The sequence below is a fragment of the Patescibacteria group bacterium genome, assembly GCA_028716045.1.
In the GTDB taxonomy this organism is placed as follows: domain Bacteria; phylum Patescibacteriota; class Patescibacteriia; order JAQUQO01; family JAQUQO01; genus JAQUQO01.
Map to the genome: position 1 here is coordinate 526856 of JAQUQO010000001.1, position 18825 is coordinate 545680.

An 18825-nucleotide genomic window follows, 5' to 3' on the forward strand; every position below is an offset into this window, starting at 1 on the left:
TGCGGCGGGGTCTCTACAGGGGAATACTTCGCAGGCAAGGTGTTTCTCGGGTTTATTAAGCCCATATCTTGGAAATTGATAAAATGTTAAAATGAGAAGGGAGGGAATATGTGTATTACTTAAAAAGAAGAGGGGGTGACAAGGTTAAGCCAAAAACCTTGACAAAATGAGAAGGTAATGCTAGAATAACAAGATTGCTATAGTGGCAATTAAAATAGCACATTAAAAACCGAAAGGAGGTGAAAGTCATGAAAAGGCTGAAGTCGATGAACTACTGGAGCAAGCAGGTGGACAGCAAATTTCCTCATAGTGCACAGGCAGTTTTGCGCCAAAATTCCGCCGTTACCAAGGGTCGCGCCACAGCTAGTCCATGCGGACAGGGATCGTGCAATTGCGGCGGAGGCTGCAACGTAGAGTGCGGCGGAGAATAACCACCAAACTTAGAAGGAGGGAAAAAATTATTTTCTCCTCCTTTTTATATTTACCCAAAGAAAGGAAAGGGTTAGATGAAACGATTTTTTGGATTACAGTGGCACTTAACTAATAAGTGCGACCAAAGATGCCAACATTGCTACATTTGGCAAAAGCATGAAAAAAAAGGTTTACGATCAACACCAACTATTGAGCAGTGTCAAAAGATTATTGAGGACTTTATCTTATTTTGTGATGAAATGGATGTAGCCCCGCATTTTTCCATCACCGGTGGCGACCCGTTACTCTATCCGCTAATTTGGGATGTGCTGAAATTAATCCAGCAAAAAGGAATTAGCTTTACTATTTTGGGCAATCCATTTCATTTGACTACTAAGAGGGCAAAGGAATTGAAAAATCTTGGCTGTACTAGTTATCAAATGTCCCTTGATGGGCTTGAGAAAACGCACGACTCTTTGCGTAAACCAGGGTCTTTTCAGACAACGTTGTCAGCGCTGCCGATTTTACACGAAGCTGGTATTAAAAGCATGATAATGTCAACCGTGTCCTTACTTAATTACAAGGAGCTTCCGGCAGTCGCGAGGCTCTGTGTAGAACATAAGGTGGGCAATTTTGCCTTTTCCCGTTATTGCCCAACGCGTGGAGATACGGAACACAATATGCCACCCCAACTCTACCGCCAATTTCTCGCTGACATGTGGCGAGTTTACAGTGAACTCGTTGACTGCGCCACTAATTTTTCTTTAAAAGATCACCTTTGGACGGCTTTTCTTTATGAAGAAGGACTATACAAACTTTGCGAAGCAAAAGATATCGTGCTTGACGGTTGTAACTGCGGAATCAAACATATGACCTTATTACCCAATGGCACAGTATATGCCTGTCGCCGTTTTGAGAGTATGGTCGGAAAAATCAGTCAACAAACTTTCAAGGAAATTTTTCTGTCGCCAAAGATGGAAAAATACCGACAAATTGAAAAATTAGCTGGTTGCAAAGATTGTGAACTTCTTAATTATTGCCGCGGGTGCCATGCAGTTTCGGCCGGTACTACGGGCAACTTTTTTGACAAGGACCCACAATGCTGGAGATGTTGATTAAAACAACGATAGTTACTCAACGGAGTACTATCGTTTTTTTATTTTTCGCATTTATTTGTTATACTAAAGACATGGAATATAATCAAATCTATAAAAATAACAACGTTTGGGGGAGGAAGCCGAACGAGCTTTTGAAAAAAATCTACAATCAGCTGGATACTGGTTCAAAATTTTTAGATTTGGGTTGTGGCCAAGGGAGAGATGTTTTATTTATGTTGCGAGAAGGATTCAAGGTGACTGCCGTAGATAACTCACGGGAAGGAATTAAAAAAATAAAAGAATCTATCCGGGCAAATAATTTACCAACTGACCAAATAAATTTATTTTGCGACGATATTAAAAATTTCAATATTCAAAAAAATAAATACAATATCATAAACGCCTTTAATTCTTTGCAGTTTTTACCAAAAAAAGAGGCCTTGAAAATAATTGAAAGGATTAAAAAAAATATAAAAAATAAAGGATATATTATTATCTCCGGTTTTACCGTGGATGACCCACTTTATAAAAAAAAGACCGCCGACAAAAGTTGCTTTTTTGAGCCGCAAGAATTAAAAAATATATTTTCTGATTTTAATATCATTTTTTATGAAGAAAAGTCTACGACAGACGAAGGGCATCCAGGAAATCCCGAACCGCATACGCACGATGTTGTTAAAATAATAGCAAGAAAAATAAAATAGCCCACAATAATATCTTTAATAGAGACGCATTGTCATGCGTCTCTACGGGGGAACAAAATCAAAACACCCTTTGATAAAAGGGCGTTTTTTATTTAAAAAATTTTTTGTAGAAACAATTCGGGCATTTGGTAGAGACGGGTTTAAAACCCGTCTCTACGGGGATACCAGGGGACGATAAAAGGATTGATGATATTGCATGGTAGAGACCCCGCCGCAGCGGAATCTCTATGGGGGAATACCCCGCATTTGTAAGGTATTTCTCGGATTTATTAAGCCCATATCTTGAAAATTGATAAAATGATAAAATAATAGTGGAAATGCGGTATTATTGTTTTGTATTATGTGTTGTAAGCTAATCTTGACAAAATAGCTAAAATGTGCTATATTTAATAGTTAAAAAGAGTATATTTTAACCCCTTTAAATAGTCTCTTTACCTCACTTTAGCGGGCCAAACACGAGTTGACTAAAGTCGGGTAAGCAGATTATTCTGCTGTTTGAAAACAAAAAAATTAATTTACAAGGAGATAAAGATGAAAAGGATGAAAAGTAATTTTTGGTTGATTTTGGTGTTGCTCGCGCCCTTGGGCTGCGGCAACGGAGAAAAGAGATCCTTCGCTGACGCTCAGGATGACAATGAGGGTGTCAGTGATGGTGGCGATGTTAACAACAATGACGACGATGACCCTTCGACAGACTCAGGGTCTGATGACGATGCTGGTGTTGAGCCGTCAGACGGCGACGTCCCGATAGATGTCGGGGATGACGATGACGACACGACTTGCGTTCCGAGCAAAGAAATTTGCGACGGAAAGGACAATGACTGCGACGGCGATACTGACGAAGATTCGGCTTTGGAAATGGGATGTGACAACGACATTTTCTGCGACGGCGTTGAACAATGCCTTGGCGGATTTTGTGTCGTAGAAATTGAACCCGAAGATTGCGCTCCTCTTTCGGACGAATGCAATGACGGCGTGTGCGATGAAGCCACCCGCGGTTGCCAAGCGGTTCCCAAAGAAAACGGGACACTCTGCAACGCGGATTCTGATGGTTGCACCGAAAACGACTATTGCCAAGACGGTGATTGTCTATCCGGCAAAGCAGTGGATTGTTCGGGAGCGGTACCGGAAGAAGAAAAGCAATGCAACATCGGTGTCTGCTATTCTGCCGGAAACAATGAGTATGCTTGCGGCAAAGAATCTTTGCCCAACGAAACTCGTTGCGACGCGGATGGTGACGGCTGTACGGTCGGCGACACCTGCCAAGCCGGTGTCTGCGAAAAAGGACCGGCTCCGGATTGTTCCGAAGCTACGGATGCCTGCAACGCCGGAACTTGTTTCTCCGCTGGCTCGGAAACATATGAATGCGTTCCGACCCCCATGGAAGACCAAACTCCCTGCGACGCGGATGGTGACGGCTGCACAGTCGGCGACACCTGCCAAGCGGGAATTTGCGAGAAGGGTTTGCCGGCAGATTGCTCGGGTGTAAATACCCAATGCAAAACCGGTATCTGTATTTCCCAAGGTCAGGACAAATTCGTCTGCTCCTCTACGTCCAAGAACAACGGCGCGGCCTGTTTGGATAACGACGGCTGCACAGTCGGCGACAACTGCCAAGCGGGAATTTGCGTGGCGGGAACACCGGCTGACTGCTCGACGTTCACCAATCAGTGCAATGACGGCGTTTGCGAGGAAACGGCTGACCACGTTAACTTTAATTGCGTGGCTCAATCTAAACCCAACAACACCGCTTGCAATGCGGACTCTAACGGCTGTACAGTCGGCGACACCTGCCAAAACGGGAGTTGCCAAGCCGGAGCGAGCCGCGATTGTTCCAAAAAGACCGACGATTGCAATCGCGGTATCTGTGTAGAGGACAGTTCAACTTCATCACACTGCGCGGCTAAGCCGAGGTCTAATGGAACTTCCTGTGAAGACGGCCAATACTGCACGGTCGGCGATTCCTGCCAAGACGGCGACTGCCAAGCCGGACCGGTGAAGGATTGCTCTCCTCTTTCGGACGAATGCAACAACGGAGTGTGCGATGAAACGGCTGACAGTTGTGAAAAGTCGCCGATTAACGAAGGCGGCCTTTGCAATGACGGCGAGATTTGCACCACGACTTCTACCTGCCAAAGCGGCGAGTGCAAGGGCGTAGATGACAAAGATGCCGATACTGACACTTTTATTGACAAGGATTGCGGCGGAACGGATTGCGACGACGGCGACAACGGGATTTATCCCGGAGCGCTGGACACGGTGGGCGACGGCATTGACCAGAATTGCGACGGCCGAGACGGAGTGGACGCTGACAGCGATACTTATGCGAGTATCGCTTCCGGCGGAACGGATTGCGATGATGGCAACAACAGTATCCACCCTAACGCAGACGACAATGACACCGACGCGGTTGATGAAAACTGCGACGGCAAATTTGGCGGCGCGCTGGCGGGCGATGTTGATGCCGACGACTACGCGGCTTTGGGCACAGATGGAGTGACGGTGGTGGACTGCGATGATGATGAAGCTCTTGCCTATCCTAACAACCCGACCGATAAACTGGACAGTATTGACAACGACTGCGACGGCTGGGATGGGAAAAGTGAAAGCATAAGAGACATCGGCAGAACCTACCTACAAATTTCCCTTGACTCCCAAGAAAAAATATGGATACTTGGCGGAAAATGGTTAAGCAACAACAAAGACGGAAATTGGGAAAATGAACAATGGAATCTAAATATGGCCAGTGATACAGATATGGCCCTTGACTCCTCTGACAACATCCATATTTCCTACCGTTGCGAGCAAGGGCTTTGCTACGCCAAAAGAGCGCCTGACGAAAGTTTGGAAACCACTATCATTGATAACGACGATCCGCAAACCGGTAAATCTACTTCCATCGCCCTAGACGACGACGGTTATCCACGGATTTCTTACCGCGGATATAATGGCGACTTGCGGGAAGCGCGGTGGAACGGGGCAAACTGGGAAATACAAGTGGTACATGCCATTACAGACCTTGATAGAGGCACATCGCTTGTGATACAGAACAACTTAAGTCGTATTTCATACGAGAGAGTTGGCGCAACAGATGGATTGTGGTTGGCGGAAGAACAAAGTGATAGCAGTTGGGTTAAAAATAAAATTGACATCACTTATTCTGGTCTTTGGAGTTCAATGGCAGCGGATTCCGGCGGAAAACTCCATATTTCTTCCGGCTATTTCACGGCTAGCGGTTGGTCTCTTCGTATAACCACCAACGCCAGCGGGGATTGGGCGGGCGAACACGTTGATTTCAATGCCGATTATCCTCGCGGCTGGGCAACCTCAATGGCCGTGGATTCTAATGGGAAAAGACATGTGTTGTATCTCGCATTCGAAGAGCATAGGGTAATCTATGCTACCGACAAATCCGGAAGTTGGGTCTTAAGCGTCATCGGAGAATACAAAGATGGTGAAGAAGCTAATTTCATTACAGCCATAACGATTAACTCCGGTAACGAAATCCACGCCGTCTATTTCGGCGACACAGCCCTTGGCGGCCCCTGCGACGGCCTGTGCTATGTGAAGTAATCCCCTTTCTCTCCCTTTGAAAAAGGGAGGTAAGGAGGGATTTAAAAAATCAAAACACCCCTGGGTAAAACTCGGGGTGTTTTTTTATTTGGGTTTTGATTTATACAGAAACAATTCAGGCATTTGGTAGAGACGGGTTTAAAACCCGTCTCTACGGGGATACCGGGGGACGATAAAAGGATTGATGATTCGCATTATGTAGAGACCCCGCCTTGTCGAGACGTCTCTACGGACTGCAGGTCATCACATTATCAGTTATCTCGCAGTTTCTTTTTATACTATTGTTGGCATTGCTATTTGAATCCATGTCAAACATATTTACTACTCCATCATTATCTCCATCTGAACCGCCCAATAACACATTAACACATTGGTTTTGCCCCTCTATATTAACACATTTCCCGCCGACAAATTTACAGTCTCCATCTAAAAGGCACATTTTCCTTTCGCCCTCTTCCTCATAAGCGATTCCCTTACAATAAGGGTCGTCCATATTTGCCAAACCATTACCATCGTTATCAAATTTTCCATCAATACAATTTAATGTTCCCTCAAAACAAGTATCGTCGCAAATCCCTTCTACTGGGAAACCAGTGGCCATTTTAGCGCTAAAGCCCACATCGCCAAGAAAATCACAGCGATAAACATTCGCCAGATATTGACCAGCGCCGCCTGACATCTGCCAGCAATATTTTGCTCTTGTTTTATCACTCCCTTCCTCTCCTCCTTTTGTCCAAGTATTTCTGTGGACAAATATCGGCTTTTGCGGAATCCCAATATCATCGCCATTAACCTTACATTCTTTCAAAAGCCAAAATGCTTCTTCATTTATTGAATCACCCGGCTGGACCGTGTATTCCAAATTAGCTTTACCGTCTTCTTCTACACTACCGGAAACCAAGATGTTAGTTGTGCCCATACAAGATTCCCCTGTGGCGCAGTTATAATTGCCAAAACAGATATTGCCAGAGATTTTCTCTCCGGTTTCTAACTCCTTCTCCGGACATCTCCCTGGAGTAATAACTTTACACTCCGCCATGCCCGAGGTGACTTTTAAATTCGCTAGTTTGACTGTAAAAGTATGCAAATGCGTGCCGGGCAAGGCCTGCCCGACATTCTCGCCGTCGCAATAAGCGTCGGTATTTTGGTAATCAGCATAGCCATCGTCAACGCGCGCGCAATCCGTTCCACCACCTAAACAACACAACGGCTCAAAAATTCCTCCAGCCGGCGTCACGCGCACGGGCTCAAAACCAAAACTGGTTTTTATACCAACAAAACTACCAGCCACTGACGGCCCAAAATCAACCCAGCCAATATCCCACGGCGCCCATCCCCACCAGTAAAAATCTCCTTTGGAAATAAGAGGCTGTTCATTAATGGCAAAAGCCATTTTGGCGCCGTAAATCGGAGCGTCCAAATCCAGCGCCATCTTGCGCAAAGAAATCCAGCCCTCGCTGGCCGGATAAGCAATTACTTTCGCCCAGCCGCTGATATCGCCGATATTGGTATCGGCCTTGGCCGCAGCCGTCTGCGCTTCCGGAGTAGCGCCATAATCAGCGCAGGTCGCGCCTACGCAAATCCAGCCCACGTTTTCGCTCCACATCCAGCCGGACAAAATTCCGTCCGCCGCGATTTTTACGCCATAAGCCGGACCGGCGCAGGTATTGGTCGCCAAGTCGCAGTTATTAGCCGAAACCCAACCGACATTTTCGGACCACGCCCAGCCGTAAACATTGCCCTCGCAAGCGTCGCCCTGACCGTTGCCGTTGGAATCAATTTGTCTTTCCTGCCAGACACGCGGACAATTGTCGCTGATATCCAAAACACCGTCATTATCATAATCGCTGGTACCCACGACAAAAAATGAAAAATGATTGATATTAAGCTCACAGACCAAATTCTCATTAAAGCAAACGGCCAGGCTTTCTCTCTGCCAAGTTCCATTGTTGTTCCAATAAATATCCGCCGAGTTATTAGCCAAAGAATATGGCAAACGGATAGTAACCGCCGAGGAAAAATTATTATCTCCGCCCTTGTGGAATTCGTAAATCTTACTCAAGGGTGTTATGCCTTGCGCTTCCAAATTCGCCGGAACAGTTGTTTCGTAAATAGTGACTGTCGTGGCGCTCGCCAAAGCCCCGCTTGGGATATTGGCTTGCGCTCCGCCGGTAGTGCTTACTGCCCCGCCGGAAATTCTTATAACCGCCGACGCGCTTTCCTCGCCTGCGCAGGAATTGTTAAAATCGCCCGGACAGGAATCGCAAACATCGCCAGAAGCGTCGGCGTCGGAATTAAGCTGGTCCGGATTGTAATTAGCCGGGCAATTATCAATGGTGTTATCTCTTAAATCGCCGTCGGTATCTAAATCGCAAAAATCCCCGAGCCCGTCATTGTCCGCGTCAGCTTGGTCGGGATTGGCGTTAAGTGGGCAGTTATCATTATTATTCAAAACGCCGTCATTGTCTTTATCAGTATCGCAGGCGTCGCCGGTGCCGTCGCTGTCATTATCAATCTGGTCAGGGTTATAAATATAGGGACAATTGTCAGCTGTGTTTAAACGGCCGTCGCTATCCCAGTCGGTGTCGCAAACATCGCCCTGACCATCATTGTCCGCGTCAGCTTGGTCGGGATTGGCAACGCTGGGGCAGTTGTCGCAGACGTCGCCATTACCATCGCCGTCAACATCAAGCTGATTGGCATTGGCGACAGCCGGGCAGTTGTCTCCGTTATCATCCACTCCGTCATTATCAGTATCAGCAACTTCGCAGACATTACCAATACCATCGCCATCGGTATCGGCCTGGTCGGGGTTGGCGACTGAAGCGCAATTATCACAATTATTGCCAACACCGTCGCCATCGGCATCTTCCTGATTGGCGTTGGGATAATTGGGACAGTTATCGCAGACACTACCTCGGCCATCATTGTCCGCGTCAGCTTGGTCGGGATTGGCAATGCTGGGGCAGTTGTCGCAGGCGTCGCCGGTGCCGTCGCCGTCAACATCAAGTTGATTGGCATTGGCAACAGCAGGGCAGTTGTCTAAACTATCAGCCACGCCATCACCATCCACATCTAAATAGTAGACCTCTATTTCATTCAAATAAGCGTAAGTTCCCGAATCCAAATCCGTCACTTTAAAATATCTGGCATTAACCACGGAAGTAAAATAAATCTCTTTCAAACCGCCCGCCGGCACTTGGCCGCCGGAGTTCGGAGAAGGAACCAATTGCCAGTCGCCATCCCACCCGTCCGTGGTGTTCAACGAATACCATAATTTAAAAGCGGTGTATAAGTTATAAGTGTTTCTTAAAATAATTTTATTCACGGGACGCGCTTGCGGCATCTTCACAACCACGATTGCCGGTTCATTCGCCTCCCGCCAGTAATCATTGACATTGTTAGCAATGGCTCCGTCAATAAGATTGCCGGGAGCGTAAGAAACGGCACCGGCGGGTCCGCTCCAACCAATAACGGTACCGCCCGCCTTTTTAACGTTCACCATCGTGCCGTCGGTGGTAAAATCGTATTTAACAAAAGAATCAGCTGTCTGCGCTTCCGCTTGGCCGATACCAAAAAACCCCCACACATTTTGCCAATACAAAATTGAAAGCAGGGGTAGAATTAAAATCAGGGCAAAAAGAAAACTGTAAAAAATTTTCTTCCCCGCCTGAAACGGCGCCGGCTTAATCCCGAATAATCGGGACTGCCAAATCACCCTTTTGAGTAAAGAAAAAATCCACTTTTTATGCATAATAAAAAATTAGTTTCTACTGTGGATATTATAGCATAAAACACGAAAACATAAAAACATGAAAACAAAAGGGTCTAAAAACAATAAACATTAAAAACCGCTAAAACTAATAAAAAACCAGCTCCCGAGTTTGGGGGCTGGTTTGGATTAGTTTTAACGCTTTTATACCCTTAGGGTGATGCGCATTCCTCATAACACTTCTGAAAACAAATTCCAGTTCTGTCTTCCATCCCGGAGAACGAAACACAGGCAGTATTATTAGTGCAAGTATCTACCATACCAAGAATCATGCAAACGCCGTTACGGTCGTCCGTATTACCTGGGGGGTCTTCACCCACTTGCCAACCGTCAGGCACACAAAATACCATATCGTTGCCACTACTATCTTGACCAAGTATTGAACAGGTTTCATCTATCATACAACCGTTCAACCTTAAACGAGGCACTTCAATTTCACTAACTGGGCAAAAGCCAGTGCATATCGGCGTTTCGCCAGGGCCAAACCAATTGACACACATCATATCATTGGAATTCTGATAACACGCATCATCCTCTATTGGATCTCCCTCTCCACAAACACCGTTTCTTTCGTTTTTTTCTCCTGGGTAGGTTGTACCGTCTCCGTTTATCAAATTCGGGTCAGTAGGATAACAAGCGCCGGCACCGCCGACATCAACGCATTTCTCGTTCTGAAGACATGATTTCTCTTCAATCGAACCAATCCCCGCCGTATGGCATGAGAAATAATCATCAAAACAATAAGTAAAAAAACAATCTGCGTCCATTGAATTGTCGGGCAACACACAGCCGTTTTCATTTGAACAAGTGCTCCATTTCTGTATGCAAGTCATGCAGTCGCCCGAGATGTTGTTTTGACATTCGGTGATGCAGTTATCCCTCTCTTGTATTTGTTCCTGGGTCAAATCTTCGTCTGCTTCGTTAATATATGGACAAGCTGCAATACATTCATCATATTCTTTACAAACAGGTTCTTCGGGATATTCAAACGGTTGGATATTTGGATTATACACGCAATCCTCAGGAATTTCTTCGCATTCCCCGCCCTCGCAAAAAGTGAACTGCGGGCATTCATTAAAACATGACCCGCAGTGCTCATCGGTAGAAGGCGCAGGAGAAACATCATCCATCCTCCCATCACAATCATTGTCTATCCAATCGCAAATCTCCACGCCATTGTTTGTAGGAACACACGAGTCGTCATCGTCATCTGTGATATCGTCATCATCATCTGCCGATTCGCAGACTACCTCTTCGCCGCAAACCCAATAGCCTTCCTCGCACATGCAGGTATTCCCTGTACCAGCCTCCGTCGCGCAACCGGCTTCATAGAAGCACATCGAATCGGCTTCCACCTCAGCATTATACTCCCGTATCATTTCGCATTTTCCTTCGGGATAGGTGTCGATACAGACATCTCTATCTAAGGCGCAGGTGTCCATTATCACTGTCGGGTCGTAGCAATTATTGAAATCGTCTTGCCACTTCATACAAGCAATTTGCTTGTTATAGCAATCAAGGCAATTACACATATCCGCGTCCGGCGTTGACTGGCTGCAGCCTAAAATGGCGTTGTAAATATCGTCATAGATTTCGCAGGATTTATACGTGCAGGGCCGGTCGGTATAAATTTCGTCTTTTTGGTTGCAGTTAAGCTTGCTAACGACTTCATCAGGGGTCTCATCCCCTTTAGGCAGGCAGGTGGGTGGTCTTAATGAGGGGTCTTCGCACTCGACGGCCGAATCGTCATCATCCACATCATCATCCACATCATCATCGCCGGTGTCATCGTCGTCGGTAACGTCATCGGGAGGAGGACATTTGCCATCCCAATCCGGATTAATATCGTAAGAATTGCCACTATGCAGATACACTGGCACACTGTATCCTTCGCTTATGCGACAATTATAAGAAGTGGTCTCTTTAACCCAGCAAATAGCTTCATCATCATAACTATAGTTGCCCGGCACGCCAAAGTAATCCGGGCAGGAACTTAATTCTTCGTAGGGCGGTTCCGCGGACCACTTTCCGCCGATTAGTTCACAACACTGCCGGTCTATTTCATCATCAATATCCATCACCATATATAAATATTCAGCGGGCATATTAAAGACGGTAGCACAGCTGTCGCCTTCTTCGCATAAAAGGTCTCTGTTCTCACAGTTATATCCAGAGTCATCATCATCTCCCCTCTCCAGACAAATCTCATCTTCATCACAGCTCTCATCAAGAGTCCAGGCATAACCGCCGCCATGGGCTTCCATGCATTCCAGAACTGCTGTCTGGTCCGGGGTGCAGGTTTCTACTTCTGGCACATAACACGACTCGCCGGGATTGGCAGAATCAAAATCTCCGACAGAAGAATCGTTATTATCATTGTCATCATCATCTTCTTCTCCTGCTTCTCCTCCCCCGCCGCAGGCAACGAAAACGAGTATTGCCACTAGGGCCAGCGTCAACCAAAACAACCTCTTTACATTTCTTTCTAACATCTTTCCACCTCCATTTTTACGGTTTACAATTCTTTACCAACAAAATTTATTTTAACCAAAAATTACTTTTGGATTATCAAGGAACGCCAGTTTAGAATTAGTATAGAAAAAACATCAAAAAAGGTCAAGAGCTGAAATGAAGCTCCGTGCGGGTGAACATCTACCCCGGCGCCAATGGGTCGGACGGGCTCGCGCTTCGCCCGAAAAAGGGATGTGCCTATTCGGCACACGCGCTCGCCCCGAGGTTGGCGCGAGGTTAATATTTACAAGCCGCCATTCATCCCCTCACCTTGGGCGGAGGGAACTCTTGCGGGTAAATATTAAAAAAACCAGCTCCCGAGTTCGGGGGCTGGTTTGGGGAGTTATTTTTCAACCTATTTTCCTACCAGTTCCTAAAAATAAAAAAACAAAAAAGCTTGAATTTTAGCAACTTGCTAAAAACTTTTGAGGTAAGTGTTTTGGGTTAGGGGCAGTCTGTCTCTAAAATTACTCCGCGACTGCGAAGCTCCGCTATGTTCACACCTTGAGCCGCACAATCAATGGGATTGTATCTTATGTCCACCTCATCGTCATTATCAATACCAGAATTGCTCACGAGCGGCGATATATCGCTTATTCGATTATAATCAAGCCAAAGCGTTGTCAGTGCAGTAAGGTTTGACAATGGTGAGATGTCGCTTACCCCGTTGCCCCAAAGGTCAAGTATTGTCAGTGCAGTAAGGTTTGACAATGGCGAAATATCGCCTACTTGGTTGACCCTAAGGTAAAGCGTTGTCAGCGCAGTGAGGGTTGATAATGGTGAGATATCGCTTACCTCGTTGCCCCAAAGGTCAAGTATTGTCAGCGCAGTGAGGTTTGACAATGGCGAGATGTCGCTTATTTGGTTGTTCTTAAGGTCAAGATCTGTCAGCGCAGTGAGGTTTGACAATGGTGAGATGTCGCTTATTTGGTTGCCCCAAAGGTCAAGTATTGTCAGCGCAGTGAGGTTTGACAATGGCGAAATATCGCCTACTTGGTTGACCCTAAGGTAAAGCATTGTCAGTGCAGTAAGGTTTGACAACGGCGAAATATTGCTTATCTGGTTGTCCCAAAGGTAAAGCATTGTCAGTGCAGTAAGGTTTGACAACGGCGAAATATCGCTTATTTGGTTGGACAGAAGATTAAGTGTTGTCAGCGCAGTGAGGTTTGACAATGGCGAGATGTCGCTTATTTGGTTGTTCTTAAGGTCAAGATCTGTCAGCGCAGTAAGGTTTGACAACGGTGAGATGTCGCTTATTTGGTTGGACCAAAGGTTAAGCAATGTCAGTGCAGTAAGGCATTCTATTCCTCCAAGGTATTGGATATCTTTATCTCCAGCATCAAGAAATGTCCGGTCTTTAACGTCTAAATAATAAATGCCGCCAGAAAGCTTGCCAATAGCGTCCCGCACCGCCCGCTCAAGGTTTGGATCAGTAAAACTTATGACACCTTTACATTGGTCTGGGATATCCTGTTCGCAGGTATACGATTGAATGTTGCAGAACTCGCCCGCGGGACAATCCGCATCATCCGTGCACTCCACACAAATATTTCCTATACAGTAAGCATCTCCTCCTACGCAGGTACCGCAACTTCCTCCGCAACCATCATCGCCACACTCTTTACCGGAACAATCCGGTTCCAAGGGAGCAACACTGCAATATAACCCCGCCGGATTTGCTTCGAGCAAGCAAATTACCTCCCCCGTGTTTTGGCACTCTCCTTCGCCCGCAACACACTCTTCACCAATACTGGGAATATCATTGTCTATTTTGCCATCGCAATCATTGTCTTTGCCGTCGCAGAGTTCCTCGCCCGGCGGCAAAGCAACAGCGTCGCAGACGATTGACTTTTTGTCTAGCGAACAGATGTATTCACCCCAAACGCGGCAATCGCTTAAGCCGTCGCTGCATTGGTCGCCCTTGCCGACTTCTTGCGCAGTCGGAAGGAAACCATTGTCCGCCACCTCATCGCAGTCATTATCTTTTTCATCACACAGCTCCTCGGCCCCCGGATAAACGGTTTTATCCTTGTCATCGCAATCGCCGTTTTTGACAGTAACCCCATCTTCGTCTTCATCGCGGTCAGAGTATTTGGCGTTGTATTCGTCAATGAACTTTTTGCCGGCGGTAAACTTTCCTCCCCACGCTTTGCCCTTAGAATCAAAGTCAACGTCTTCGCCATATTTAGGTCCATAACCGAAGTAAACCCAACTATAATTATCATACTCATCTTTAGGAGCGGGTCCTTTGCGAATACCAAAATGAAGGTGAGGTTCATTGTCGCCATTTTCATCATCTAAAACGCCATTACAATAAGCCACCCTACCATGAGGTGGCTTACCTCCGCTATGCCCCACATAACCAATAATTTCTCCTTTTTTGACAACCCCGCTTAACCTTGGTTTATATCCTTCGCGATTTGTCATATGGCCATATACTGAAGTTATTTTACCCCCATCCAGCAATGTATGCTCTACCACCACGACCATGCCATAACAAGTATGAGCTCCAGAGACAATACCCGTGATAATTTTCCCATTGCCAATTGCTCTCACGGGAGTTAAGGGTGATCTTTTGTCATCTTCGCCCAAATGTCGAGGCCAGCAACATCCAAAAACACGACCAAAGAATGAACCAGGATCATAGTTCGATAAAGGATATCCCAAACTGTCTGTTATTTCCGGTTCTTCAGAATAAGTATTTTTGGTATAACCGTAAACAGCAAAAAAAACAATTCCAATCAATATCAACCTTTTCATCTCTTTATCCTCCTTTAAGGTAACCGCACGGTTTGTAAAATTTTCTCAACTTCTGTTTTTATCTCGGTTGGCTCACGATCACCATTTAACATGTAATTAATAAAAATAATAATACTGGCTTCCTTATTATTAAACAACACACATTCGGCATAATTTATACCACCGCAAGCCACTATTAATGCACCATGTCCATCTATATAGATCCGCTCTTGAAGAGTTCCGTTATAATCTACATATTTAATGAGATCGTCCACATCATCACCTTCCACGTTTTCTCTTACATTAATTCCTATTGACACTTCTGCCATCCGAGTCAGATGTTCGAAATAATCCTGGCTAGCAAACTCCTCCTCCAGTCCTTCGCGCCATCGATACAGAATGCCGTCCTCCGATACCCTCCAATTCGGCGGATATTTGAGGGTGATGCCGTCCTGCTCGTAGGTCTTCCATCCGACAAAATCTGACTCGCCGGAATCGCTGTCGATAGAAACATCTTCTTCGGCGGACGCGTCCTTATTTGCGCCAACGGCCGGAAGATTGTCCTCCTCTTTAACCGAAACGTTTGGGCTATCCTTGCCGCAACCCATTCCGATTAAAATTAATGATAAAAAAATGCCCAAAGTTAAACAAAGTTTTTTTGCGCTCATATTGCACCTCCATTTTAGTTTTTATTGTTAATGAATTATCAACGTCCAAAAAGTATTTTTAGTATAACAAAATAACAAAATAAAAACCAACCTTTACGGCATCCCGCCCTTTCATTATTCTCCCGAGTTCCAGAGTTAAGGGCAGGGTCTCTTGACAAAATCATCAAAATTTGCTATAATTTAAAATTAAGCTAATGAATTAACAACCAACAAAGGAGGAAAAAATGGAGATAATTAACTGCCCTTATTGTAAAGTAGAGTTGGGCGTTGAAGTGGGTAACGAGATAAAAATTTATCACTGCCCCTGTTGCGATACCGTGTTCTTTATATCAAAATCTCTTCTTGAAAAATCCCCCATGGAACAACTGCTCCCTAAATATCCTCTAGAGCTTACCATGCCCTTTTCAGAACTTCCTACTGTTGAAATCTCAAAAAAAATAAGCACACTTTTTGAAAAGGTAATGGCTAAAGAGAACAAAAAGGGGGGCTTTGAGCCAAAACTAAAATAGGTAAAATATCAAAAATAAAATCGTCCTTCGATAAACTCAGGGCGATTTTTAAATTCCAAATTTTATTCTCCTTCGTCCCGCCTGGCGGAACTTCGGAAAGATTCCGTTTCGAAACCCCGGGCTTAATCCCGGGTGAGCTTTATATTCTCACATATTTGCCGATAGCCAAGCCACTGCTTAAAACATTCAAAATCATCGCCGCTAAAAGCTGGGTGCCAAAAATAGCTAAAAAATTCTTTTGAAAATACGCCAAGACGCTGAAATCCAACCCTTCAAAAAATTTCGCCAAATAAGGGTCGAACAACCCTAATAACGGATAAACAATCGCCACTATCAAAACGCAAGAAATAATACTAAAAAAAATTCCTTCCACCAAAAACGGCATGCTGATAAACCAGTTGGTCGCTCCTACCAGACGTTTTATCTCTATCTCCCCCCGATGGGTATAAATGGCAATTTTAATAGTGTTAAAAACAATAATCACGGCGATAAAAACAAAAATGGCAATTGCCGCGAACCCCGCGGTTTCCACCTTTTTCGTTATATTGTTTATGCGGCCGATAATCGTCTTGTGGTCGTCAAAATTTTTATCCTGAATAATTTTCTGATACTCCGGCTTATTCACTTCTTCAATAATCTTGGAATAACCGTCCAAAGTTTTTGCCTTAATCACCAAAGACGCTCCCAGGGGATTGCCCTCCAATTGGCCAAGGGATTCCAAAATATCCGGTTCATCGGCGTGTTCGGTTTTAAATCTTTCCAGTGCCTCTTCTGGAGAAACAAGTTTTATTTCCTTGACGTCCGCCAATTTATCTAGGGAAGATTTAACGTTATTCACCTCGCCAGCGGTGGCCGCCGTTGAAAAATAGATGCTGACGTCAATTTTATTATGCACGGCGTCAATTACATTTCCGGCTATCAATTTAAAAACTATTAAAAAATTGACGGAAAAAAGCGCCATAACCAAAATGGTAATGGTAATTACCGACAACCAGATGTTTCTCCAAAAATCCTGACCGGCAAATTTTATTATCCGTCCGATTGCGTAAAGCATATTTGATATTTTAAATTACGTAGCGTCCCCTTTCCTGATCGCCGACAATCATGCCGCGGTCAAGAGTCACCACTCTTTTTTGTAAACTATTCACCACTTCGCGGTCGTGAGTGACCAGTAAAATCGTGGTGCCAAACTCGTTAATTTTTAAAAGTAAATTTATAATTTCTTTGGCATTGAAAGAATCCAAATTACCAGTGGGCTCATCGGCCAGAAGAATTTTAGGACGATGGACCAGGGCGCGAGCGATCGCCACTCTCTGCGCTTCGCCTCCCGAAAGCTGGCGCGGATATCGGGACGTTTTTTCCTCTAAACCCACAATTTTCAAAACTTGCGGAACAACGACGTCGATTCTTTGGCGAGGAGAACCGCAGACTTCCAGCGCGTAAGAAACATTCTCAAAAACAGTTTTGCGCGGCAGCAGTTTAAAATCCTGAAAAACCACGCCGATTTGTCTTCTTAAAAACGGCACCTCATTGTGTTTTATATTGGTAATATCCCACCCGCCGACGACAATTTTCCCCTTAGTTGGTTTTTCCTCCGCTATTAAAAGTTTAATCAGAGTTGATTTACCCGTCCCGCTCTGACCGACCACGGACACGAATTCTTTCGGCTGGATATGTAAATTGATGTCTTTGACCGCCGTAGTATTGGGCGGGTACACCTTAGAAACATTTTTGAAAATTATCATAAAAAATAATTTTATTTGCCGGACGGGCGCTTGATTAATTCCACTCCGACTTTCTTAATTATTCCCGCCCGCAAATTGGCCAATTTTTTAAAGGCGACCTTGTCTAAGTCAATAATTCTGGCGGGAAAAATTGAACGGTCCGGTCCGTAATCATTAACTTTCACTGTCACCGATTTGTTATTTTCTAAATTCGTCACTTTAAGCAACGTTCCTTTGGGATAATCGGGGGAGGCGGCGCAATCGCAATTTTTATATTTATACCAACTGGCTTCCCCTTCTTCCAGTATATGGGAATTCGCGAAAACTGCCAAGCGGGCATAGGGGAGATGGATGCGCGCGCGCACTTTTTTCTCGCCGCTTAAGCTTTGCGATGGCAATTCCCGCCATTCTCCTTTTGAACCGTCCCAAAAATATATCTTTTTCAAATTATTAATTTCTTCTTTATACCCTAATTCTAAAACCAACGGCCGCTTATCACGAAAACTTTCTTTATTAAGAATATTAAATTCGTAAATGTCTGAAATCGGCTCTATGTTTTCCGGAAAATTGACCGCCCAGTCGGGCAAAATCATATCCGCGCCGAGAGATTTTAAATAAGTAGAGAGATTTTTAAATTCAATGGCGCTCTCTTTTTCCATCGCCCCCGGCATAATCCCCAAAGTCAGAAATCCGTCTAAAGTTTTTATCGTGTAACCGCGGCTAAGCGTCGGCCCGTCAATTTTAAGAGAATAAAAAAAGTCCGTTTCCTCCGCTTGCGCCGAAGAAAGAGCTAAAAAATAAAACGAAAAAAGAAAAAATAGTATTTTATGATAACGCATCGCCCATCTTGAAATTAATAAGTAAATGTTTTAAAATGAAAATACGTCAATATTCACTTGCTAACGCGGGTGTCGCCTGCCTGCCGGCAGGCAGGTATAATGGTTATTATATTAGTTAGCTTCGCCCCGCCTGTCATAGCCCGAGCGAGCGGAATTAGTACAGTGGTAGTATGTCGGCTTCCCAAGCCGAAGATGCGGGTTCGATTCCCGTATTCCGCTCAGTCTGGCGATGACAGACTAAAGATAAGGACTGGATTCTCGAAGTCCCGAGTATTTGG

Annotated in this window: 11 protein-coding genes and 1 tRNA gene; 5 read left to right on the forward strand and 7 right to left on the reverse strand. The window is 45.1% G+C overall.

Translation table 11 applies throughout. The features are described 5' to 3' along the window. The first annotated feature begins 506 nt into the window (after positions 1-506). From acgM to PHG22_02675, 3 genes are all read left to right on the forward strand, one after another. A complete protein-coding gene (acgM, locus tag PHG22_02665) occupies positions 507-1526 on the forward strand; it encodes a radical SAM/SPASM domain protein, ACGX system (protein ID MDD5490674.1) in 1020 nt (339 codons plus the stop codon). Positions 1527-1600: 74 nt separating this feature from the next. After that, a complete protein-coding gene (locus PHG22_02670; GenBank protein ID MDD5490675.1) occupies positions 1601-2212 on the forward strand; it encodes a methyltransferase domain-containing protein in 612 nt (203 codons plus the stop codon). Positions 2213-2743: 531 nt separating this feature from the next. Then, the gene (locus PHG22_02675) at positions 2744-5785 is read left to right on the forward strand and encodes a MopE-related protein (protein ID MDD5490676.1); all 3042 of its coding nucleotides are present in this window, start codon (positions 2744-2746) and stop codon (positions 5783-5785) included. A gap of 226 nt (positions 5786-6011) precedes the next feature. Here PHG22_02675 and PHG22_02680 read toward each other — a convergent pair whose 3' ends face one another. The 4 genes from PHG22_02680 to PHG22_02695 all read right to left on the reverse strand — a co-directional run bounded on the left by PHG22_02680 (position 6012) and on the right by PHG22_02695 (position 15475). Beyond that, positions 6012-9539, reverse strand: a complete 3528-nt coding sequence (locus PHG22_02680; protein ID MDD5490677.1) for a thrombospondin type 3 repeat-containing protein — start codon at positions 9537-9539, stop codon at positions 6012-6014. A 170-nt stretch (positions 9540-9709) separates the two neighbouring features. Further along, on the reverse strand, positions 9710-12049 hold the full coding sequence (locus PHG22_02685) for a hypothetical protein (protein MDD5490678.1): 2340 nt from the start codon (positions 12047-12049) through the stop codon (positions 9710-9712). Between the two features lie 463 nt (positions 12050-12512). Further along, positions 12513-14828, reverse strand: coding sequence for a leucine-rich repeat domain-containing protein (locus PHG22_02690; protein MDD5490679.1), 2316 nt, complete (start codon positions 14826-14828; stop codon positions 12513-12515). A gap of 14 nt (positions 14829-14842) precedes the next feature. After that, complete coding sequence (locus tag PHG22_02695; protein MDD5490680.1) at positions 14843-15475, reverse strand: hypothetical protein; 633 nt, start codon at positions 15473-15475, stop codon at positions 14843-14845. A 224-nt stretch (positions 15476-15699) separates the two neighbouring features. Here PHG22_02695 and PHG22_02700 point away from each other — a divergent pair, with 224 nt between their 5' ends. Next, positions 15700-15984, forward strand: coding sequence for a hypothetical protein (locus tag PHG22_02700; protein MDD5490681.1), 285 nt, complete (start codon positions 15700-15702; stop codon positions 15982-15984). Between the two features lie 139 nt (positions 15985-16123). Here PHG22_02700 and PHG22_02705 read toward each other — a convergent pair whose 3' ends face one another. From PHG22_02705 to PHG22_02715, 3 genes are read right to left on the reverse strand one after another with little or no spacing between them, the layout of a single operon-like run. Beyond that, positions 16124-17038 (reverse strand): permease-like cell division protein FtsX, encoded by a 915-nt coding sequence (locus tag PHG22_02705; protein MDD5490682.1) that lies wholly within the window; start codon positions 17036-17038, stop codon positions 16124-16126. A 10-nt stretch (positions 17039-17048) separates the two neighbouring features. After that, the gene (gene ftsE, locus PHG22_02710; protein MDD5490683.1) at positions 17049-17729 is read right to left on the reverse strand and encodes a cell division ATP-binding protein FtsE; all 681 of its coding nucleotides are present in this window, start codon (positions 17727-17729) and stop codon (positions 17049-17051) included. A gap of 11 nt (positions 17730-17740) precedes the next feature. Next, positions 17741-18547 carry a septal ring lytic transglycosylase RlpA family protein gene (locus PHG22_02715; protein ID MDD5490684.1) on the reverse strand — a complete coding sequence of 269 codons (807 nt, stop codon included), beginning with the start codon at positions 18545-18547 and terminating at the stop codon, positions 17741-17743. Positions 18548-18695: 148 nt separating this feature from the next. On the opposite strand from PHG22_02715, the gene PHG22_02720 reads away from it, so the two are divergent. Next, positions 18696-18766: transfer RNA gene (locus tag PHG22_02720), tRNA-Gly, on the forward strand. The last annotated feature ends 59 nt before the right edge of the window (positions 18767-18825 follow it).